At 67.1% G+C, this 21,181-nt stretch carries 21 protein-coding genes; 6 read left to right on the top strand and 15 right to left on the bottom strand.

Annotated elements, in window-relative coordinates; genetic code table 11:
* Positions 1-7: 7 nt before the first annotated feature.
* The gene (locus LFT45_RS21455) at positions 8-625 is read right to left on the bottom strand and encodes a uracil-DNA glycosylase (RefSeq protein ID WP_236805730.1); all 618 of its coding nucleotides are present in this window, start codon (positions 623-625) and stop codon (positions 8-10) included.
* A 107-nt stretch (positions 626-732) separates the two neighbouring features.
* Positions 733-2,280, bottom strand: a complete 1,548-nt coding sequence (locus tag LFT45_RS21450; protein WP_236805729.1) for an amidohydrolase — start codon at positions 2,278-2,280, stop codon at positions 733-735.
* Between the two features lie 250 nt (positions 2,281-2,530).
* Between LFT45_RS21450 and LFT45_RS21445 the strand changes: the two genes are divergently transcribed.
* The 3 genes from LFT45_RS21445 to LFT45_RS21435 are packed head-to-tail and all read left to right on the top strand — an operon-like array spanning position 2,531 to position 5,492.
* Positions 2,531-3,133, top strand: coding sequence for a hypothetical protein (locus LFT45_RS21445; protein ID WP_236805727.1), 603 nt, complete (start codon positions 2,531-2,533; stop codon positions 3,131-3,133).
* Positions 3,130-4,845, top strand: coding sequence for a DUF4389 domain-containing protein (locus LFT45_RS21440; protein WP_236805725.1), 1,716 nt, complete (start codon positions 3,130-3,132; stop codon positions 4,843-4,845). Before LFT45_RS21445 ends, LFT45_RS21440 begins: the two co-directional genes overlap by 4 nt.
* Complete coding sequence (locus LFT45_RS21435) at positions 4,842-5,492, top strand: dihydrofolate reductase family protein (RefSeq protein WP_236805724.1); 651 nt, start codon at positions 4,842-4,844, stop codon at positions 5,490-5,492. The genes LFT45_RS21440 and LFT45_RS21435 overlap by 4 nt, the downstream gene beginning before the upstream one ends.
* A 55-nt stretch (positions 5,493-5,547) precedes the next feature.
* Here the strand turns inward: LFT45_RS21435 and LFT45_RS21430 are convergent, their stop codons facing one another.
* The 7 genes from LFT45_RS21430 to LFT45_RS21400 all read right to left on the bottom strand — a co-directional run bounded on the left by LFT45_RS21430 (position 5,548) and on the right by LFT45_RS21400 (position 11,303).
* Positions 5,548-5,931 (bottom strand): RNA-binding S4 domain-containing protein, encoded by a 384-nt coding sequence (locus LFT45_RS21430; RefSeq protein ID WP_236805721.1) that lies wholly within the window; start codon positions 5,929-5,931, stop codon positions 5,548-5,550.
* Between the two features lie 34 nt (positions 5,932-5,965).
* The gene (locus tag LFT45_RS21425) at positions 5,966-6,160 is read right to left on the bottom strand and encodes a DUF2795 domain-containing protein (protein ID WP_236805719.1); all 195 of its coding nucleotides are present in this window, start codon (positions 6,158-6,160) and stop codon (positions 5,966-5,968) included.
* Position 6,161: 1 nt separating this feature from the next.
* Positions 6,162-7,058: a glycosyltransferase family 2 protein gene (locus LFT45_RS21420; protein WP_236805718.1), complete on the bottom strand. Its 897-nt coding sequence runs from the start codon at positions 7,056-7,058 to the stop codon at positions 6,162-6,164.
* A 169-nt stretch (positions 7,059-7,227) separates the two neighbouring features.
* The gene (locus LFT45_RS21415) at positions 7,228-7,884 is read right to left on the bottom strand and encodes a GntR family transcriptional regulator (RefSeq protein WP_236805717.1); all 657 of its coding nucleotides are present in this window, start codon (positions 7,882-7,884) and stop codon (positions 7,228-7,230) included.
* Positions 7,885-8,017: 133 nt separating this feature from the next.
* The gene (locus LFT45_RS21410) at positions 8,018-9,037 is read right to left on the bottom strand and encodes a transketolase family protein (protein WP_236805716.1); all 1,020 of its coding nucleotides are present in this window, start codon (positions 9,035-9,037) and stop codon (positions 8,018-8,020) included.
* The gene (locus LFT45_RS21405) at positions 9,034-9,900 is read right to left on the bottom strand and encodes a transketolase (protein ID WP_236809466.1); all 867 of its coding nucleotides are present in this window, start codon (positions 9,898-9,900) and stop codon (positions 9,034-9,036) included. The genes LFT45_RS21410 and LFT45_RS21405 overlap by 4 nt, the downstream gene beginning before the upstream one ends.
* Before the next feature lie 65 nt (positions 9,901-9,965).
* Positions 9,966-11,303: an MFS transporter gene (locus LFT45_RS21400; RefSeq protein ID WP_236805715.1), complete on the bottom strand. Its 1,338-nt coding sequence runs from the start codon at positions 11,301-11,303 to the stop codon at positions 9,966-9,968.
* A gap of 190 nt (positions 11,304-11,493) precedes the next feature.
* On the opposite strand from LFT45_RS21400, the gene LFT45_RS21395 reads away from it, so the two are divergent.
* Both LFT45_RS21395 and LFT45_RS21390 read left to right on the top strand, forming a co-directional pair.
* Complete coding sequence (locus LFT45_RS21395) at positions 11,494-12,318, top strand: sugar phosphate isomerase/epimerase family protein (protein WP_236805714.1); 825 nt, start codon at positions 11,494-11,496, stop codon at positions 12,316-12,318.
* A gap of 31 nt (positions 12,319-12,349) precedes the next feature.
* Positions 12,350-13,123: an SDR family NAD(P)-dependent oxidoreductase gene (locus LFT45_RS21390; protein WP_236805713.1), complete on the top strand. Its 774-nt coding sequence runs from the start codon at positions 12,350-12,352 to the stop codon at positions 13,121-13,123.
* A gap of 30 nt (positions 13,124-13,153) precedes the next feature.
* On the opposite strand, the gene LFT45_RS21385 is transcribed toward LFT45_RS21390, so the two are convergent.
* From LFT45_RS21385 to LFT45_RS21370, 4 genes are all read right to left on the bottom strand, one after another.
* Complete coding sequence (locus LFT45_RS21385) at positions 13,154-14,278, bottom strand: sulfite oxidase (protein WP_236805712.1); 1,125 nt, start codon at positions 14,276-14,278, stop codon at positions 13,154-13,156.
* A 126-nt stretch (positions 14,279-14,404) separates the two neighbouring features.
* Positions 14,405-15,256, bottom strand: coding sequence for an SDR family oxidoreductase (locus tag LFT45_RS21380; RefSeq protein WP_236805711.1), 852 nt, complete (start codon positions 15,254-15,256; stop codon positions 14,405-14,407).
* Between the two features lie 8 nt (positions 15,257-15,264).
* A complete protein-coding gene (locus LFT45_RS21375) occupies positions 15,265-16,269 on the bottom strand; it encodes an aldo/keto reductase family protein (protein ID WP_236805709.1) in 1,005 nt (334 codons plus the stop codon).
* Between the two features lie 132 nt (positions 16,270-16,401).
* Positions 16,402-17,280, bottom strand: coding sequence for a hypothetical protein (locus LFT45_RS21370; protein ID WP_236805707.1), 879 nt, complete (start codon positions 17,278-17,280; stop codon positions 16,402-16,404).
* Between the two features lie 218 nt (positions 17,281-17,498).
* Here LFT45_RS21370 and LFT45_RS21365 point away from each other — a divergent pair, with 218 nt between their 5' ends.
* Positions 17,499-17,903, top strand: coding sequence for a YchJ family protein (locus LFT45_RS21365; RefSeq protein ID WP_236805704.1), 405 nt, complete (start codon positions 17,499-17,501; stop codon positions 17,901-17,903).
* Between the two features lie 46 nt (positions 17,904-17,949).
* Here LFT45_RS21365 and LFT45_RS21360 read toward each other — a convergent pair whose 3' ends face one another.
* Entirely contained in the window at positions 17,950-18,915 is a 966-nt protein-coding gene (locus LFT45_RS21360; RefSeq protein WP_236805702.1) for a TIGR04086 family membrane protein, read from the bottom strand.
* 244 nt (positions 18,916-19,159) lie between these two features.
* Entirely contained in the window at positions 19,160-21,133 is a 1,974-nt protein-coding gene (locus LFT45_RS21355) for an acyl-CoA dehydrogenase family protein (RefSeq protein WP_236809465.1), read from the bottom strand.
* Positions 21,134-21,181: the final 48 nt, after the last annotated feature.

Raw genomic sequence — 21,181 nt, 5'->3', positions numbered from 1 at the left:
CCGGGAGCTAAAGGTGCTGGATGCCCGCGCGCTGCATGGCGTCCTTGTAGACGTCCACGCTCTTGGTCAGGAGTTCTTCCTGCTTGGCCTCGGAAACAGCAAAGGCCCGCCCGCCGAGCGCGCTGGCCTTGTAGATTTTGATGCCGTTGTTCTTAAGTGAGGAATGGTAGGTCTTCTCGAAGAGCGTCAGGAAGGTGGCGGCGTCGGTCCCGTGGGCAATGATGGCCGAGACGCGCCTGTTGATCTTCATGAACTGCCGGAAGGGGCGCAGGCCGTCGGTCTTCTCCTGGATGCTGAGGGCCGAGGGCATGTCCGGGTCGCGCACCCAGGGGTAGGCGTTCCACGGCATGACGTAGCGCGGATCCAGTTCGGCGAGCTCGTAGATCTGGGTGGCCCGCCGGGCGGCCTCGTCGTCGTTGAAATGGGACACGAAACCGGATTCGGTTCCCTTGCCCGGGCTGACCTGGAGGCTGACAATCCGGCATTCGTCCTCGTCATGGACGGGGTCGATATAAGGAACGGTCGATCCCGGCTTCTTCTCCATAAGTTCATCGCACAGTTGCGTCACTGCTGCGATGTTCGGTTCCTGTAGCAGGGCTTTCTTTTCGTCCCAGTCAATCGTCACGATTTCTCCCTTAGCTGCATGGCGTCCAAGAATCAGGCGTCTTAGGCCACTCTACGCTTTTGACGGTAAGGGTGGGTGGGGGAGTTTCCGCCGGCCCGGCAGGACTCCTAAACCCCTGGGCCCCGGAACGTGAACCGGCCGGCCACGAGCGTTGCGGCGACGGGCATTGCGGCGAACAAGGCATCGGATACGGCAAGGGGATCAGCCTCCAGCACGGCAACATCTGCCATATCCCCGGCCCGGATCCGGCCGCGCCCACGCGTTGAGGCGAGCAGCGCTTCCTCGCGGGTCAGGGCCTGCTCCGGGTGCCATGGGCCGCGTCCGTCTGCACGTGCGCGCACGGTCGCGGCGGACATCGCCAGCCACGGGTCCAGGGCCGCCACCGGTGCATCGGAACCGAGTGCCAGCCGCGCCCCGCCGTCCAGCAGCGAGCGCAGCGGGAAGGCCCGGTCCGTGCGGCCGGCCCAGTTGGTGTCAGCGGCGTCGCGGTCATCGAGCGCGTGGGCGGGCTGGACGCTGGCCGTCAAGCCAAGCTCGCCGAACCGGGCGAAGTCCTCCTGCCGTACAAACTGGGCGTGCTCGATCCGGCCGCCGATCCCAACTTCGGCGAAAGCATCCAGCGCAACCTTGTTGGCGCCGTCACCAATGGCATGGACTGCCGGAACGAAGCCCGTCTCCCGGGCCCTGGCGAGCAGGGTAACCAGTTCGGGTTCGCTCACCGTCAGGATCCCGTGCCCGCCGTGCGGGTACGGGGCAACACAAAAGGCGGTACGCGTGTTAAGGGAGCCGTCGATGAGCACCTTCAGCGGACCTACCCGCAGAAGGCCAGCACCGCCGTCGGCCATTTGTCCCGTCCGCATCCCGGCAGCAGCGGCCCGCTCCAGATCCTCCGGGTACACCCCCGCGTCAATGCGCAACGAGTGGAATCCGCCGCCGATCCGGCGCAGCCAGACGTCGCGGTTCCACGTCATCTCCAGGTCCACCACGCCCACAACACCGCGGCCGGCGGCTTCCCGGCCTGCCGTGCCGACCCAGCCGTCCACAACGTCGTCGGGCAGCCTTCCGAGTTCGCGCGTGAGGGCGAACGCCGGTTCCTCACGGAGCAGGCCGTCTGGCGGGAGCTGAACTCCGAACCGCCGCGCGGCCACCGAATTCAGCCAGACACAGTGCAGGTCATGGCTGACCAGGGCGGTGGGCACTCCCCGGGTGGCGTCGTCGAGCATTTGGGCGCTCGGGGCGTCATCCCAAATGGCGTCGCGGAAGCCGGCGCCCACCAGAGTACTGGCCGGTTCGGCTCCGGGGTCCGCCGCGGTAATCTGCTTCCGGACAAGCTCGACGGCGGCGCTCGCCGAAGCGGCACCGGACAGGTCGACCCGGTTGGCGGCCAGGGCCCACTGCGTCATGTGGATGTGCTCGTCCCACAGTCCGGGGATGACGAAGCGTCCCTCGAGATCCAGCACCTGGGCATCCGCTCCGCTGAAACCTCCGGGGCGTACCCCCGCTGCGGTGATTGCGGACACCCGGCCGTTGCGGATATGGAGGTCGGAGCACTCCTTGTCACCGGGCAGCCTCACGGACGCGAGCAGCAGGTCCTGTGACGTGGTGCCTTGGGCCGCTGGGTCGTATCCTGCTGGGCGGTCCTGGCTGGAAGGCATAGGAACAGGCTAGGCGGGTAGCGCGTCAGCACCAATCTGCGCCGCACCGCTGTTTCGGTGACCTGCACAGGCAGGGCTCCAGTGAACGCCTCTTCCCTGTGCTGGCAACAGGGTGCATTCTGGACGTTACACAGTTCCGACAACGAAGTCGGGGAGGCGTAGGCCACATGAACTTTAATATCCGGTCCCTTGATGCGTTCCGGCCGGGCCAACTTGGGCAGCGACTGCCGGCCAAAGGGACGTGAGCGGCGTGGACATCGCTGCAAGTCATCACCGCCTCAAGGTCATGGTCCGCATCGATGCGAACATGGAGCGCGCCTGCATCGAGGTCCGCGGAACCCTGACGCCAGCCAACATACGGGCGCTTTATGTTGTTGCGCGGCGTGCCAGGACCCTGATGCCGGGCAAGGAAATCGTATTGGACCTGTCGATGGCACGTGCCGCCCTGGACACCATCACCGCGCTTCATGATCCAGCGCATCTCACCCAACTCAGCGGCGAAGGCACCTCCGAGAAACCGTGCCGGCTCAGCATTCTGGACCCCCGGCCGGGCATCCACGCGCACCCTTCGTTCACTCACGGGCGCGGCGACCACAAGCACCCTGACGGCAAGCACCCTGACGGCAAGCACCCCGACCATCAACACGGTGACCACAAGCACCCGGACGGTAAGCACAAAGACAAGGCGGGCAGAACCCAGGAACGCAAAGTCGAACCATCCACCGCCCGATCACGCACCGCCCGGGCAAACGAGGTCCAAGCAACTGCCGTGGAAGCGGGTACTGTCCAACCCAGCCCTGACCAACCACGGGTGGCACTTCGCCGCCGGGCGCGAGATAAGGAACCGGCGTGAAACCTGGCCGCATGGTGATGCTCGTCCTCGGTACACTCGCCGCGCTCCTCGGACTGGGGCTGCTGGCAGGCGCAGCCGGGGTGGGCTGGCTCAACTTCCAGCAGCGCGACGAAGGATACTTCACCACTCAATCGCACCGGTTCGACGCCGCGTCCTCCGCCATCACCACGGCGGGGCTGGACGTCATGGTCAGGGGCAGGCTCCCGGACGTCATTCCGTCTCAAACGGCCGGCAGCGTCCTGCTCCGCGGATCGGCGGCCAGCCCGGGCCAGGGGATCTTCATTGGCATCGCACCGCAGCAGGACGCGGCGCGTTATCTCGAGGGAGTCAAGCGTTCCGAGATCCGCGAGCTGAATCTACGGCCCTTTAGGGTCGATTACACCGAAGTGCCGGGAACGCGGACCCCTGCCCGCCCCGGTGCCCAAAATTTCTGGGTCACATCCGCCGAGGGCACCGGCACGCAGGAACTCAAGTGGAACATCCTTCCCGGCAGCTGGACCGTGGTGGTCATGAACGCCGACGCCACCGCCCCGGTTTCCGTGGATCTGCAGGCCGGCGTCCGCTCCGACCTGCTGTGGCCTCTGTTCCTGTGGCTGCTCATTGCCGGGATCGTGCTGCTGGCCATCGGAGTGCCGCTGATCGTTGCAGGGGCGATGGGACTCGGACGGCACGGGCCGCCACCGCATCTTCCCCCCGGCCAGTATCCGCCCGGCCAGTATCCCGCCGGCCATCCCCTGGCGGGGCATACTCCACCGGTGGAAAACCCGACGGCGGGGCCTCCCGCCGCTGCCGGTGCCACCGGGCCGCTCGCCAGTTCTGCCGTGCCGGACGGAAGTGCAGGTGGCAGCGCTGGTCCTCCCGGCATGCAGCCGGGACCGTACCCGGCAGCTGCTTACCCGGCCGCCGGCTACCCGGCACCCGGTTATCCCGCCCCAGCTGGCGGGGCGGGCGCACCGCCGCCGCCCGCCGTCGTCGACCAGTTTGAGAACCCGAGGTACCCGGCCCGCCTGACCGGACACATCGACCCGGCCCTGTCCCGGTGGATGTGGCTGGTCAAATGGTTCCTGGCCATCCCGCACCTGATCGTCCTGTTCTTCCTCTGGTTCGCACTGATCATCACCAGCATCGTGGCGTGGTTCGCGATCCTGTTTACCGCCCGCTACCCGCATTCGCTGTTCAATTTCAACGTGGGCGTGCTGCGCTGGAGCTGGCGGGTGTCCTTCTACGCCTTCACGGCGATCGGAACGGACCGCTACCCGCCCTTCACCCTAGCCCGCACCGACTACCCGGCCGACTTTGACGTCGACTATCCGGACCACCTCTCGCGCGGCCTGGTGCTGGTGAAGTCCTGGCTGCTCGCCATTCCGCACCTCCTGATTGTGGGTGTGCTGGCGGGATCCACGCGTACCTGGGTGGCGTCGTCGGATGACGACTTTGCCGGCGGCGCCGGCCGCTACACGGCAGGCAGCGCGGTCTCCCTGCTCACGCTCCTGGCCTTCATCGCCGGCGTCATTCTGCTGTTCACCGGCAGGTACCTCCGGACCCTGTTCGACCTGCTGATCGGCCTCAACCGCTGGGTTTACCGCGTTGCGGCTTACGTGGCCCTGATGCGGGACGAGTATCCTCCGTTCCGGCTCGACATGGGCCCTGCCGATCCCGGGGAACGCCCGGTGGCGAGTCCGCAAACCACTCCGCCAAGAGGGCCGTCATGAAACTCACCGTTCACACCTTCGTGAGCCTCGACGGCGTCATGCAGGGCCCGGGCGGCCGGGACGAGGACACCAGCGGCGGCTTCGAATTCGGCGGCTGGCTGGTGCCGCTGTTCGACGAGGACATGGGCAGGATCGTGAACGGGTGGTTCGCCGAAGCGGATGCGATTCTGCTCGGCCGCACCACCTACCAGATGTTCCAGCCCTACTGGGAGCAGGTCACGGACCCGGGCGACGCCGTAGCCACGGCGCTCAACAGCCTCCCCAAGTACGTGGTGTCCTCAACGCTGACCGAAGCGACCTGGAACAACACCTCCATCCTTCCCGCGAACTTCCTCGAAGCCGTGGATGACCTCAAAGCGGGCCCGGGCCGGGAGCTCCAGGTTCACGGCAGCTACCGGCTGGTCCGGGCCCTGCACGACGCCGGCCTGGTGGACGAGTACCGGCTGATCATCTTCCCTGTGGTCTTGGGCCAGGGCAAGCGGCTTTTCGAACCCGGCGTCACGCCGTCGGCCTTCACCCTGGCCGGGAGTAAAGCGACGTCGTCAGGTGCCGTCCACCTGACCCTCCTGCCCGCCGCCTTTGGCGCCGCCGACCTGGAGGTAGGGGAGTTCGAGGTGCGGGAAGGCCGGGAGCAGGTTAAGGACTGAGGCGCTGTCAGCCGAGTCCGCTGGCAGCCCAAGCCGCTGTCAGCCCAAGCCGCTGTCAGCCCGGTCCGCGCAGGCGTTCCATTTCGCGGCGGTCCTTCTTGGTGGGCCGGCCGGTCCCGCGGTCCCGCTGCGGCAGCCCGAGCGCCGGCGCCACGGGCCGGGGTGGCGTGTGGTCCGTGAAACAGTGCGACGCTGCCTCTGCACCCACCCGCTTGGCGATAAGCTGGCGCACCTCGAGGATGCGCTCATAACCGGGTTGCCGGACGCGCACGGTATCGCCGGGGACGAGCGACTGCGAGGCCTTGGCCGGGTTGCCGTTGATGCGCACATGCCCGGCACGGCACGCGGCGGTGGCGGCGGACCTGGTCTTGTAGGCGCGGATCGCCCATAGCCAGGCGTCGACGCGGACAGTGGCGGGGGACGAGGAAAGGCTGCTCATAATTGCAGCCGAGTATAGCCGGGACGGAACTGACCTAGACGTCCGAGACGGCGGAACTCACCGCCGTCGGGCTGCCATATTCCCTGTCCGGAATACTCTGCAGCGCGTCCAGGACGTTGCTGTCTGCGCCGGACTCCTTGGCCCGGGAGATGAGGGTTTGGCGGCTCGCGGGGTAGTCGATCCCGCTCAGGAACTTCTGGATCTGGATGGGGTTCGGTGTCTCGGCCATGTCAGTACCTTTCGGCTAGTTGGTGGGTTGCATCCTCCGGGCTGTCCGCCAGCACGATGTCAAAGGCTTCCACCCGGCGGTCCGTGACCGTGGTGGGGGATTCCAGGTGGACGGCGCCCGTGGGAAGGATTCCCGCGCCGCCGAACCTTTCCATCACCCGCCACTGGGCCACGACGTCCTCACCGCAGTGCTCGGGCGGCAACTGAGTCCAGAACCGGAACCCGCCAGTCTCCTCCAGGGCCTCGCGGCGGAACATGGTGCACCCGCCCAGCCAAGCCACCTTGTACGGCACCCATTGCCCGGATTCCAGTCCCAGTTCGGCGCTCAGATGGCTCAGGTTCGCCGCATTGTGCAGCGGCCAGCGCTGGAAGGCCTCGTCGCCGGGGCGGATCCGCTCGGGTGTCACCCTTCCCTGCCATGGTTCAAACGTGCGGGTCTGTTCCGGGCGGCGGTCGTTCAGGAAGGAGAGCCCCTGCGGTGCCATTCCCACAAAGCCGCAGCCCAGGGTATCGAGGGCTTCACTCATCCTGTTCAGCGCACCCGGTTCGAGCCAGACATCGTCATCGAGGAAGAGCACTTTGTCCGTCCGGGCCTGCTCGAGTGCGAACTGGCGGTGTTCGGCGAGGCCGCGGCGCGGCAGGTGGCGGTGCAGATCGACCTGGGTGCCCTGCGCACGGAGCACGCGGAGCAGGGCGGCCGCCGGAGGATGCTCCCAGGCCGGCAGCCCGTCCGACTGGTCGCTGACCACCAGCCGAAAGGCCGGACCCTGCTGTGCTGCAAGCCCGGCGAGGGTGACGGCCAGCTCGGCGGGCCGGTTGCAGGTGGGAATGAGGACGTCCACGACGGCGTCCTCGGAAATCTGGCCGGAGGCCCAGTTGGCGGATGTGTGGCGATCCATGATCACCGCCTTTCAGAGACCAGTGGTCGGTCGGGACCGACGAGGTGTACGGTGCACTGGTTCAGGTACCCAGGGCTTTTGCCGCCTAAACGCCGCACGGGCGTGTCGGGCCGGACTCGCCGACAGCCGATTTCAGGACCACACGTCAGGGGGCGGCGGGGCAGAGAGGCTACGCGACCAGGACGGCCGCAGCGGAGTCCATGTGCTCGCGGATGGTGTCGCGGGCCAAGGTGGCGTCGCCGGTTTCGATGGCTGCGACGATGTCGTTGTGCCGGTCCACGCTCATGTTCCGCACGCCCTTTTCGAGCCCGGCGAACATGATGGACATCCGGATGGACCCTTCCAGGGATTCCCACGAGTGGAGCAGGGTCTCGTTGCCGGTGAGGCGGCACATGGTGCGGTGGAAGTCGAGATCGGATTCCACCCGCTCCTCCAGTGTGCCGTGGGTGGACGCTTCCATGGCCTGGATCGCTGCGCGGAGCGACCCGATGACGTGCTGGCGGTCCGGCAGTTCGCACAGTGTGCGGGCAGCCAGGGATTCCAGGGCCGCCCGGACGGAGTAGATGTCGCGGATTTCCTTGGCATCCAGGTGCCGGACAGAGAGCCTGCCGCGGGTGCCCGCGGACACCAGGCCTTCCTGCTGGAGCTGCCGCAGGGCCTCCCGGAGCGTTCCGCGGCTGATCTGCAGCATCTCGGACAGCTCGGTTTCCACGAGGTGGCGGCCCGGCTCGAGTGCTCCGCTGGTGATGGCGGTGCGCAGCGCGGCCAGCGCCTGCTCGCGGAGGCTTTTCTTTTCCAGTCCCAGCAGGGTTGCTGTCGCGGCCATCGGATTCTCCCAAGGTCAGAGGTCGACTGTTTACAGTCGCCGTGTTAACAATGATGCCACGGCAGGAGTGCGGGGCCACGTGCTGTCCCGCCCTCCTGCCGTGGCTGCGCTCCAGACGGAGCCGAAGCCGGGACTAGCCGAGCTCGGCGAGCACCTTCGCCACGATGCGCTGGACGGTCAAGCCGTAGCGTTCGTGGAGCGTGGGCAGGGCGCCGGCGTCGAGGAATTCGTCCGGCAGTGCCACCGGCACCACCCGCTTGCCGAGGCCTGCGCTGACTACGGATGAGGCGACTGTTTCGAACAGCCCGCCCACCACGGAGTGGTTTTCCAGGGTCACGGCCAGCCGGTCGGTGTTGATTTCGGCCAGGACGGTTGCGGCGTCGAACGGTTTGATGGTGGGCGTATGGACGACGGCGACGTCCACGTTGTGTTCCGCCAGCGCCTTGGCTGCCTGCAGGGCACGCATGGTCATCAGGCCGCTGGAAACGAAGACGACGTCGTTGCCCCCGCGCAGGACCTTGGCCTTGCCGAGCTCGAACGTGTAGTCGTACTCGTCCAGGACGGTGGGCACGTTGCCGCGGAGCAGGCGCAGGTAGGTGGGTCCTTCGCTGGCGGCGAGCTGCGGGACGGCCTGTTCGATGTCGATGGAATCACAGGGGTCCACGATGGTCAGGTTGGGCATGCCGCGGAAGATCGCCATGTCCTCGGTGGCCTGGTGGCTGGGGCCGTAGCCGGTGGTGAGGCCGGGCAGGCCGCCCACGATGTTGACGTTCAGGTTCGGCTCGGCCGCGTCCAGGCAGAGGAAGTCGTAGGCGCGGCGGGCGGCGAACACGGAGTAGGTGGAGGCGAACGGCACCAGTCCGGTTTCGGCGAGGCCTGCTGCAGCGCCGAAGAGCAGCTGCTCGGCCATGCCCATCTGGAAGAACCGTTCCGGGAAAGCCTGGGCGAAGATGTGCATGTCCGTGTACTTGCCCAGGTCCGCAGTGAGGCCAACGATCCTGTCGTTTTCCTGCGCGGCCTTGACCAGTGCGTGGCCGAACGGGGCGGAAGCGGTTTTCTGTCCCGGATCGGCGAAGGACGCGATCATGGCCGAGGTTTTGAGCTTGGGGGCGGTGCTTGCCCCGGCGGTGGACTTCACTGCTGTGGTGCTCATCGGGCAGCCTTTCCTTCGTATCGTGCGGTCAACTGCTCGCGGCAGAGCTGCCATTCGTGTTCCTCGATGCGCATGAAGTGCGCCTTTTCCCGTTCCTCCAGCAGTGTCACACCACGGCCCACCTTGGTGTCGCAGAGGACCACGGAGGGACGTCCGCTGGTGGCGGCCTGCTCTGCGGCGTTGTCGAACGCGGCGAGCAACGCGGCGACGTCGTTGCCGTCCACCCGCTGGGCATACCAGCCGGCGGCTTCCCACTTTTCGGTAATGGGTTCGGTGCGGAGCACGGTATCGGTCTTGCCGTCGGCCTGCAGGGCGTTGATGTCCACCATGGCGGTGAGGTTGCCGAGCTGGTGGTGGTGGGCGCCCATGGCAGCCTCCCAGGTGGAGCCCTCGTCCAGTTCCCCGTCGGAGAGGAAGTTGTAGATCCTGGCGTCCGAGCCCTGGTAGCGCAGGCCAAGGGCCATGCCGACGGCGATGGTCAGTCCGTGGCCGAGGGAACCGCCGGAGATTTCCATGCCGGGGGTGTAGGTGGACATTCCGGACATGGGGAGCCGGGAGTCGTCCGAGCCATAGGTTTCGAGCTCCTCGACGGGGACGATGCCCGCTTCGGCCAGGGCTGCGTAGTGGCCGATGGCGTAGTGCCCGGTGGAGAGCAGGAAGCGGTCACGCTGCTCCCAGTGCGGATCATCGGCACGGAACCGGAGCTGGTCGGCGTAGACGACGGCGAGCATGTCCGCGGCTCCGAGCGCCTGGCCCACGTAGCCCTGGCCCTGGACCTCGCCCATGTTCAGGGCGTGGTGCCGGATGCGGTAGGCGGCGGCACTGACCCGTTCGAGTCGTTCTGCGGCAGTTTCCTGGGTCATTCGTTCCTTCTTGGGAGGTGTTGTGGCCTGCAGTTCCTGCAGGCTGGCTTCGTTGACGGCGGTCATCACGCGTTCACCGACTGGGGGGTGCTTTTGGTGATTTCATCAGCGAGCTGGCGCTCCTGCTTGCCCCAGGTTTCCCGGGTGGCGAAGGCTGCCCAGAGGCCGATCAGGGCGTACAGGCCGAACAGAAGGGCCGGGCCAATCCAGCCGAAACTGACGAACAGCAGGGTGGTGATGAACGGGGTGAAGCCCGAGACCATGGCGGAGATCTGGTAGGCCAGTGAGGCGCCCGAAGCGCGGGTCTTGGCCTGGAACAGCTCGGGGAACCAGGCTCCCTGGGCTCCGGCGAGGGAGTTCTGGCAGACCGCGTAGGAGATCACGATCGTGGCGATGATGAAGACGAACATGCCAGTGTTGACCAGCAGGAACATCGGGATGGCGAACAGTGCGGCAAACGCGGTGGACCAGATGTAGAGGGGGCGGCGGCCGATCCTGTCGGTCAGGCGGCCCCAGGCCATGGTGGCGATGATGCCGATGGCGGACGCGATGCAGAGGGCCACCAGGGTCTGGGTCTTGTCGGCCAGCTGTTCGGTGTGCAGGTAGGAAATCATGTAGGTGATGGACACGGCGTAGCCGGCGGTCTCGGCGATGCGGAGGCCGATGCCCTTCACGATGTTGCGCCAGTCGGTCTTGATGACCTCAACGATGGGGGACTTGACGATGTCTCCGTGGTCCTTGACCTCGTCGAAGACCGGGGACTCGGGGACCTTGGAACGGATGATCAGGCCGACCACCACCAGCACAATGCTGGCGAGGAAGGGGATGCGCCAGGCGAGCTCGCCGCCGAGGTTGACGCTGACCAGGAACACCAGGTTGGCCAGCAACAGTCCCACCGGGAAGCCGGCCTGGACGATGCCGGTGTACTTGCCCTTGGACTTCCATGGTGCGTGCTCGTAGCTCATCAGGATGGCTCCGCCCCATTCCGCACCGAAGGCCAGGCCCTGGACGATGCGGACGAAGACCAGCAGCGCCGGAGCGAGCAGGCCCACCTGGCTGTACGTGGGCAGCAGGCCGATAAAGAAGGTGGCGATGCCCATCAGGATCAGGGAGGTGACCAGGACGGGCTTGCGTCCCACCTTGTCGCCCAGGTGGCCACCGATGATGCCGCCCAGCGGCCGGGCGGCGAAGCCGACGCCGAGCGTGGCGAAGGCGGCCAGCGTTCCGGTGACCGGGTCACCGGTGGGGAAGAACGCAGTTCCGAAGTAGAGGGCGGCCGCAGTACCGAAGCCGATGAAGTCGTACGTCTCGATCACGGCGCCGACGCCCGAGCCGATGGCGACCCGACGGGCATCTTTGGTGCCGTGGACCGGCCCCCGCATGTTCAGAGCTTCGTTGCTCATGGTGGTTCCCTTTCGAAGAGCGGCTGAAGAAGCTCCAGCGCTGTCGACTGTTAACAAGATGTGTCCCAGTGTGACCGACGTCATGCCGACTGTCAACAGTCGCCGTCAGGAGTTGACTGTTAACAGTCGCCAGCGATAGTGTGGTGCCCATCACTACGGCCCGCCGGGCACGACTAGAGGATCAACAACGATGTTCCATTCCCGACTCGGGTGCTCATCCATCAGCTTCCGCCACCAGGACCTGCCGGCCGCCCTGCGAAGCATCGCCGGGCTGGGTTTCGGCGAGATCGACCTGGGCGCCCTTCCCGGCGTCTGCGATCACGTTCCTTATGAGCTCGACGCGGACGCCGTTTCAGCGGTCGCCGCTGACGTGGCCGCATCGGGACTGCGGGTACGTTCCGTCAACGGGGATATCGGGGACCTCAATGCAGTGCTCGACGCCGGCCGGCAGGCTAAGCGGGACAGGCACCTTGATGCCTTGCTCACCCTCACGGCGAAAACCGGAGCCAAGGCGCTGGTCCTGCCCTGCGGTGCGCTCAGCCACGAACCGGTGAACAGCCTCGAAGAGGACCTGGACACCGTCGCAGCGCAGCTCATCAAGGCCCAGCGTCGTGCGGCTGGATTCGGCGTCGAACTCTGGACCGAATCGCTGCACTTCCTGAGGTTCTGCTGGAACCTGGAACGCGCGGAACTGCTGGCGCAGCGGCTGGCGGGCTCCGGCGTCGGGATTGTCATGGACTTCAGCCATATCGTCGCCGCTGGCGAGGACCCGCTGGAGTACTTGGCACGCCACGAGGGCCGCATAGCCCACGTGCACCTGCGCGATGCCCTGCCCGGGAACATCAACCTCAGCATCGGCAACGGCCAGGCCGATTTCGCCGCCGGGCTGCGGGTCCTCGCCGAGCAGGGCTACACCGGGCACTTCAGCCTGGAACTCGAAACCCGGGACATCACCCACGACGAACGCCCGGCGGCTGCCGCCAAGGCAGCCAGCTTCATCACAGACCTGATCTGATCGACCAACCCCACAAAAACCAAGGAGCATCATGACCGCCATTCAGCGCACCGCCGTCCTCACCGGAGCCACCTCGGAACGGGGCATCGGCATGACCACCGCCCGCCGCTACGCCAGCCAGGGCTGGGCCGTGGTGATCCTGGACCTCGACGGCGAGAAGTCCGCGAAGGTCGCCACCGAAATCGGCAACGAATTCAACGTCCCGGCGTTCGGCTACGAAATCGACGTCGCCAACGAGGACTCCGTCAACGCCGCGTACAAGGCAGTTTCGGCCGAGGTCAAGAGCGGCGCCCTTCCGGCCGTCGGCGCCCTGGCCAACATCGCCGGCATCACCTCACCGGTGCCCTTCCTGGAAACCACGCTTGACCTCTGGAACAAGGTCATGGCCGTGAACTCCACCGGCACCTACCTCGTCACGAAGGCCTTCCTGCCGGACATGATCGACAACGGCTGGGGCCGTATCGTCAACATGTCCTCCGTTTCCGCCCAGCGCGGCGGCGGCGTCTTCGGCAAGGTCCCCTACTCCGCTGCCAAGGCCGCCATCCTCGGCTTCACCAAGGCCCTCGCCCGTGAGCTCGGTGACTCCGGCGTGACCGTCAACGCCATTACCCCGGGCGCCGTGGACACCAACATCCGCGTCGGCAGCACCGATGAGCAGGAAGCTGCCATCAACGCCGGCATCCCCTTGGGCCGCAACGCCACCACCGAGGAAGTCGCCGCCGTCATCACCTTCCTGTCCTCCGACGATTCCGCCTACCTGACCGGCACCACCATCGACATCAACGGCGGAAGCCACATGCACTAAGAGGACGCCGGCCAAGGCAAGCTCAGCGGGCTACTCGACGATGACCCGCACCCGTTGCACCGTGTTGTTTCCCATGCCCTGGTAATTCCAGTGCTGCTCCAAGGGCTGGGTAGACCCGGTCGCGTCGGTGGCCCGGCACGCCAGTTCGTGGTGGCCGGGATCGGCCACCCATGGCAGGTTCCAGCCGCGCCAGGCAAAGGCACCGGCAGGCTTGTCCAGCTGCGCCGGAACCCACTTGCCGTCGATCCCGACCTCCACTTTCGTTATGGCGCCCTCACCGGACCACGCCCGGCCGTGGAGCATGACGGGCCCGCGGGGCAGGTACCTGCGGCGGGTGTAGAAGTCAGGAATGCCCGGCGGAACCATCAGGGACCGCACCCTGATCCGCGAAACCGGTGTGCCGGCGTCGTCCGCGTTGTGCTGGTAACGGTAGGCGACCGACTGCTGGAAGCCGGTAAACGGCGTCGTGACCACCTGGATCGACTGCAGCCACTTGACGCTGGCCATGCCATACCAGCCCGGGACGACGAGCCGCAGCGGATAGCCGTGCTGGGGCGGCAGTTCGCTGCCGTTCATCTTGTAGGCAAGGACGACGTCGGCCCGCGAGGCTTCCGCAATCGGCAGGCTCCGGGCGTATTGCTGCCGGACGCCGCCCTGGATTCCGGCATCCAGACCGGTGAAAACCACCTCGACGGCTTCGGGCTCGACGCCGGCCTGGGCCAGCAGGTATGCGAGCGGAACGCCGGTCCACACGGCCGTTCCCACGCCTTCCAGCGTCCAAGGTTGGCTGAGCGGCCGCGGCCTCAGCAGCGAACGCCCGTTGCCGGCGCATTCCAGGGTCACCTGGACGCTGATAGCCGGATCCCGCTTCAGCGCCGCAAGGCTCAATTCCATTGCCCGCTCCACGGCGCCGCCGATCCGCAGGTGCCACGCGCCGCTGACCTGCGGAATGTCGAAGTGGGTCAGCACGTAATGCAGCCCGGGAGGAGTCACGTCCTCGCGCAGGGCCTCAAGCGGCATGGAGTGGTTCCGCACGGCGAGCTGCAGCTCTTCGCTGGTGAGCGGGCCATGCGTCGGTTCACCGGAGTGTGCTGTTACACCGGAATGTGCTGCGGGGCGGGCGGACGGTCGGCGTCGGTAGATCAGCTTGGACATGGCCTTGCGATTCTGCTGGGTGCTGCGGTTCCTCGGGGCTGCGGGGTGCAGCCGCGAATAGGCGTACTCCTCCTCACAGGTTTACGCCGCGCGCAAATGACCGTCAACAGCCCGGCCGCGTCGCCCCTAGAGCTGCGGCAGCTTCACCAGTTCCTCGAGTGCCATCGGGTCCTGGCCGGTGAGGCCGTGCACGTCCGTCGTCGCCCCTGCCAGCTCCCCGGCGGCGATCGCCGTGTACGTGCTGACCCAGGCCTCGACCTGCCACGCCGGGGCGCCGTAGGAGGCGCGGGAGGCGAATGCCTCCTCCACAGTTTCGTGGTCGTACGTGACGGTCCTGCCCGTGGAACGCGAAAGCACCTCGGCGGCGCGCGCCAGCGAGATGTCCTCCGGGCCGGTCAGGTCGTAGGTTGCCCCGGCGTGAACGGCCGGGTCACGGAGCACGGCCACCGCGGACCGGGCAATGTCCTCCCGGGCGACGGCGGCCATCACGCCGTCGCCCGCCGGACCCCGGATGACGCCGTCCTCCCCGGCCAGCATGGGCAGGAAATCCAGGTAGAAGTTGTCCCGCAGGAAAGTGAACCCCATGCCTGAGGTCCTGATCCGCTCCTCAGTGGCGTAGTGGTCGCGGCCCAGCGTGAAGGTGCAGTCCGGCGCGGCCCCGAAGAAGGACGTGTACACAATGTGCTGCACGCCGGCCTCCGCGGCGGCATCCACGAACGCGTAATGCTGCTGCAACCGGTCCTCGGCCTCCGCCGCCGACACCATGAACAGGACCTTGACCCCTTCCAGGGCCGGCCGCGACAGTACTGGGTCACCGTAACTGACCGCTACCGCCGGGGCGTCCTCCAAGTCGGGCGCCCGCCGGGGGTCGCGCACCAGCAGGCGCTGGGAAAACCCGGCGTCGGACAGCTGCCGGGCCACCATGCCGCCCAGGACCCCCGTGGCGCCGGTGACGGCAAGGTCTGGAAGGTCAGTCATTTGGACTCCTAGGCCTCGCGGGTTGCAGGGGACTTTGTTTTGGCCGGGTCCCGCTCAGCGAGGGAGCCGACGGCGGCGTCGATCTTCTTCAGGACGTCCGGTTCAAGGCGCACTCCGGCAGCCGCGGCGCTGTCGGCGACCTGTTCGGGCCGGGATGCGCCGATGATGGCCGAGGCCACGTTCGGGTTCTGCAGCACCCAGGCCACCGCCAGCTGGGGCATGGTCAGCCCGGTTTCCTCGGCGATGGGCCGCAACTCCTGCACCGCGGCCAGGACGTCATCCCGCATCCAGCGCTCGATCATCTTGGCACCGCCCTTGTCGTCGGTGGCGCGGCTGCCCTCCGGCAGCGGCTGGCCTGGCAGGTACTTGCCGCTCAACACGCCCTGCGCCATGGGCGACCAGACGATCTGGGAGACGCCCAGCTCCTCCGACGCCGGAACCACTTCCTCCTCGATGACCCGCCACAGCATGGAGTACTGCGGCTGGTTGGAAATCAGCTGGAAGCCCAGCTCCTTGGCCAGGGCGTGGCCGTTGCGAAGCTGCTCAGCGGTCCACTCGCTGACTCCGATGTACAGGGCCTTTCCTTGCCGGACGATGTCCGCGAACGCCTGCATCGTCTCCTCGAGCGGCGTTTCAAAGTCGTAGCGGTGCGCCTGGTACAGGTCCACATAGTCCGTCTGCAGCCTGCTAAGGGACCCGTCGATGGATTCCATGATGTGCTTGCGGGACAGGCCGACGTCGTTCTTTCCCTTGGGCCCGGTGGGGCCGAACACCTTCGTGAAGATCTCTATGGACTGCCGGCGTTCACCCTTGAGCGCTTCGCCCAGAACGGTTTCCGCGGCGGTGTTGGCGTAGACGTCCGCGGTGTCGAAGGTGCTGATGCCGGCGTCCAGCGCCGCCCGCACGCACTGCGTGGCGACGTCGTTCTCCACCTGGGAGCCATGCGTGAGCCAGTTGCCGAACGTGATTTCCGAGATCTTGAAGCCGCTGTTTCCGAGGTATCTGAATTCCATGGGTTTCACGCTAGCGGAGATGGTTGCTCAGGGTAAGGGATGCCGGCGGCTTATCTCGCCGCCTTCTCACAGCCGGCGCTCACCGCCGAACGGAAGGCGCCAGGAGCCTGACGGCATGGAGAACCAGCGCGGTCAGGCGCGGGCGCGGGCGTCCGGGTGCTGTGCGAGGGACGTCATGGAGCCGGTGTCCAGGACAGCGGCATGTCCGGCAACCGTCGGTTTCCGCGCAGGCTGCGGCGGCTGCGCCGACAGCGCCAAGGCGGACCGGACCGTTGCCCCCTTGCTGGAGGCACCCTTGCTGGTCGCGCCCGTGCCGGTCGCGCCCGTGCCGGTCGCGCCCGTGCCGGTCGCGCCCGTGCCGGTCGCGCCCGTGCCGGTCGCGCCCGTGCCGGTTGCGCCCGTTCCGGACGGTTCGGCCGGCACGGCATCGTGGCGCAGTGCCGATTTTACGAGCGGCGCCACCTGCGTCACGCTGGCCGCAGCCACGTCGGGCGGCGGCAGGTCCCGGACGGTGACTTTTATATCCGGCGCGGCGGCGCGCGCGCGCGCCACAGCACGGGCGTCGGCGGCAGCCACGGCGTCGGCCCAGCCTTTCGAGAGCACCGGCGGTACCGGGCGGGCGGCGGTCACCAGGGGGTGGTGGACGACGGCGCTGCGGAGCGCCTCCTGGAGGCCGGCGCGGGTCCGGAGCTTGTTCCAGTCGATCGGTGCGCGGGGCTCGCGGACCGGGCGGGGGGCCTTGGGGGCCTTTTTCGCCTTGGCTTTTGCCGGCGCCGTTTCCGCCTTGGCGGGCAACGGGCGGCCGTCCGCGGTGAGCCGCACGATCTCGATGGTTTCGTTTTTGGGGAGGCGGCCGAACAGCGCCATCACGATCAGCGCGACAAGGCGTCCCAGCCCTGCAATCACCAGCGTGAGCATGACACTGATGCACAGTCCGATGAACATGAGGAAGGCAACACCCAGGGTGCCAAAAAATGTCAGGTTCAGTGCAATCGTTGTCGGATCTTCCACTTCACCCTCCTTACCCTCGGCGCCCGGCCCGTCCCCCAAGGATCGAGCCGGCGATTACGCCGGAAAACAGCCCCTAACCACCATACGGACTATTTACTGCCGACATGCCCGCATGGCAAGTAGCGGCAACTGTTGTTTCAAAGCTGTTATAGGACGCGGCCTTCCGCAGGCGCCGATAGGCTGATCCAGCAAGCGACCGCCACGTTCCCAGGGATGCCATGACCGAACCAGAACCCTTCTCCGGCAACTGCCCGTGCCTTTCGGGCGAGCAGTACACGGACTGCTGTGGCCGGTTCCACTCCGGCTCGGCAGACGCAGCCACCGCCGAGCAGCTGATGCGTTCCCGTTACTCGGCCTTCGTCCTGCACCATGCCGATTACCTCCTGAAAACATGGCACCCCAGCACCCGGCCTGCGGAGCTGGACTTCGATCCGGGCCTGGAATGGCGGCGGCTGGACATCCTGTCCGTCGAGCGGGGCGGCCCGCTCGACACCGAAGGCACCGTGGAGTTCAAGGCGCACTTCCGTCAGGACGGCGAGCGGGGCGTCCACCACGAAACCAGCCGCTTCCTCAGGGCGGACCGGCGCTGGTTCTATGTGGACGCCGTCGCGCTCTACCGGTAGCGGAACCTGCGGCCGCGCCCGGCCGCAGGTCACTTGTACTTCTGATTCAGTGTTCCTCGTAATCGGCCGTGGGAGTGAAACCGGCGCGGTCCACCTTGCGGTGGAAGTGCATGCCGGCCATGCCGCCCAGGACAGCGCCCACCAGCGCCACCAGGGCGACCACGACGGCGGCAATGATGCCGGTGGTGGTCACCTGGCCTTCGTTGACTGGAATCCGCGGGAAGCTGTTCAGCTGGGCCAGGATATTGAACTGCTCGCCCGCGATCATGCCGAGCACGGCCACCAGCACAGCCACGATCAGGGCCCAGATCCACACGGCGAACCCCTGCTTCGCGCCATTGAACCGGGCCATTCTGCCGGCGACGTAGCCACCGCTGTAGTAGGAGGCGAAGAGGATGACCAGCAGGACGATGATGCCCACGATTCCCACTGTCTGGTTTGAGGCTGCCCGGCCCACGGCGGCGTTCACGTCAGTGTTCGTGGCAAGTCCCACGGCGGTGCCTGCCGCGGCGACCAGGGCGGTCAGCAGCACGGCCATGCCCGTGGCGGCCAGCCAGCCAAAGAACGCCGAGCCAATCTTGATGCCGCCGAACGCCTCCTTCTGGCGGGCCGCGGCCATTTCCCGGGTGGCAAAGGCCGGGTCGTCGGAGCGTGCCGTGTCCGGGCGGCCGTCCTCTTCAGTGTCGGGCGTGTAGTCGCGCTCGGCGTACGGAGCGTCCGTGGTGTTGAGGGCCCGGGTGTGCGTGTCCGTCGAGGCGCCGGTGCTGGTGGCGCCCGTGCTTGTGGCACTGGAGCGGGCGGCGGAACTCCGGGTCTGGGTGGCATCGTAGACCGGAGTTGCCTCCGTGGGAGCGTCGGCGGAACTGCGCTCCGGGGTGCTGTAGCTGGCAGGGTAGGGCTCTGCCGCGCTGTGTTCAGGCCTGCTGCGTTCTGGCCTGTTGGGTTCGGACGTGCCTGATTCAGGGGAAGTGCGCCGGGGGCGCTTGTCCTCAGAGCCGATTGGGCTGCTCATCAGCGACTCGCTTTCATTGAACGGACCCGGACTCAGGGCCTAAGCCGGGCAACACAATGCCTGAGGCCAAGGCACTGGCCTCAGTTTCTAGCTAACTCCGTTCAATGGGCATTAGCAAGGATGCTTAGTATTTTGGTTTTGGCGCGTCTCCCCTTGTTAGAAGCGGTGTGGGCGGTGTGGGCGGTCAGAGCTGGTGTTCGGGTGGCCCCCGCGTCAGGCGTCCGGTGACTGCTGGTTGGTGCGGTCAGCGGTAGGCGCGGTGCAGGTTCTCCTTAGCCGACTCGCGGGCGGAGGCATCGGCGATCCACGGGCCGGTCCCTTCGGACTGGTCCAGCACGCCGGCCTCCAGCCACGTGTAGTCACCGGCGAGCACCTTGCGCGCGAGGTCGCGGTCGCCGTCGTCGGTGTTGCGCCACAGCTGGTCGAAATATTCGTCCACCCGGACGCGTGCCTGCTCGCAGAAGGCGTCGGCCAGTTCAAACGCGGTGGCGCCTCGTTCAGGTGCGGTCCGGAGCAGCATCTCGGCGCGCGAGCAGCAGGCCGCCATGGCGAACAGCTCGGCTCCAATATCGACGATCCGGCCGAGGAAGGCCTGCTTGTGTTCCAGTCTGGCCTGCCAGCGGCCCATGCCATAGAAGGTCTGCCGGGCCAGCCGCCGCGAGGACCGCTCCACGAAGCGGAGGTGCTTGGCCAGCCGCCCGAAGTCGCCGTAGGACCGCGGATCCATGCCGGCGCCGGCCACCAGTTTGGGCAGCCATTTTGCGTAGAAGCCGGAGGCTCCGACGGCGGCCCGCGCCTTGTCCGAAAGGCTCGCCTCCGCGGTGGCCAGGTCCCCGGCCGCGGCGAGGTGCGCGTCCACGGCCTCGCGGGCTATGAGCAAACGCATGATCTCGGACGAGCCCTCGAAGATGCGGTTAATCCGCAGGTCGCGCAGCTGCTGCTCGGCGGGGACGGCCCGCTCGCCGCGGGCCTCGAGTGACTCCGCCGTCTCGAAGCCGCGGCCGCCGCGGATCTGCACGAGTTCGTCCGCGATCCGGTAGCTGATCTCGGTGGACCACAGCTTGGCCAGCGCCGCCTCAATGCGGACGTCCTTCTGCCCGGCGTCGGCCATTTCCGCGGACAGCTCGAATACGGCGTCAAGGGCGAACGCCGTGGCTGCGATGAACGCGATTTTCTTGCTGACTGCCTCATGCTTGCCCACCGGGCGGCCCCACTGGGTGCGGGCATTGGACCATTCCCGCGCGATCTTGAGGCTCCAGCGGCCCGTCGCCACGCACAGCGCGGGCAGCGAGAGTCTGCCGGTGTTCAGCGTGGTGAGCGCAATTTTCAGACCCTGGCCTTCACGGCCGAGCCTGTTGGCGGCCGGCACCCGGACCTGGTGGAACCGGGTCACCCCGTTCTCGATGCCACGCAGGCCCATGAAGGTGTTCCGGTTCTCCACCGTGATCCCCGGGGAGTCCATGTCCACCACAAAGGCGGTAATGCCGCCCTTGTGGACCGCGCCGTCCGCGTCGGTATGCTGCGGCACCACTGCCATCACCACCACGAGTTCGGCGATCACCCCGTTGGTGGTCCAGAGTTTGACACCGTCCAGAACGTAAGACCCGCCGTCCGCGCTGGGGACAGCGGTGCTGCCCATCCGCGCGGGGTCGCTGCCGACGTCGGGCTCGGTCAGCAGGAATGCGGTGACGGCCCCCTCCGCGCAGCGTGGCAGGTACTCGCGTTTCTGTTCGGGGGTGCCGAATACCTTCACCGGTTCCGGTACGCCGATGGACTGGTGGGCCGAGAGCAGGGCGCCCAGGCTTGGGTGCACCGATCCCAGCAGCGCCAGCGCCCGGCCGTAGTAGACCAGGGACAGGCCAAGGCCGCCGTACTCTTGCGGTATTTTCATGCCGAACACGCCCAGCTCTGCCAGGCCGCGGAGGTACTCGTCGGGAATTTTCGCGTCGCGCTCGATGATCCGTCCGGACATGGTGCGGCAGAATTCCGTCAGCCGTGCCATGAAGGCCTCGCCGCGTTCCACGTCATCGGGCTTGGCGGCGGGCCAGGGATGGATGAGGGCCAGGTCGAAGCTGCCGAGGTACAGGCCCTTGGCGAAGCTGGGCCTGGCCCACTCGGTTTCGCGTGCTGCCTCGGCGATGGCGCGGGCATCCTCTGCGGACGCCCCCGCGCCGATCTTCTCCGGAGCAACGGGTGTTTCGGACGCGGGACTGTCCACGGGCGGGACGGCGCCAGTGCCGTCCGCAGCCGTGCTCGCGGTGGCTGT

This window comes from Arthrobacter sp. FW305-BF8, from assembly GCF_021789315.1.
Taxonomy (GTDB): Bacteria; Actinomycetota; Actinomycetes; order Actinomycetales; family Micrococcaceae; genus Arthrobacter.
This window is presented reverse-complemented; position numbering and strand designations above follow the sequence as displayed.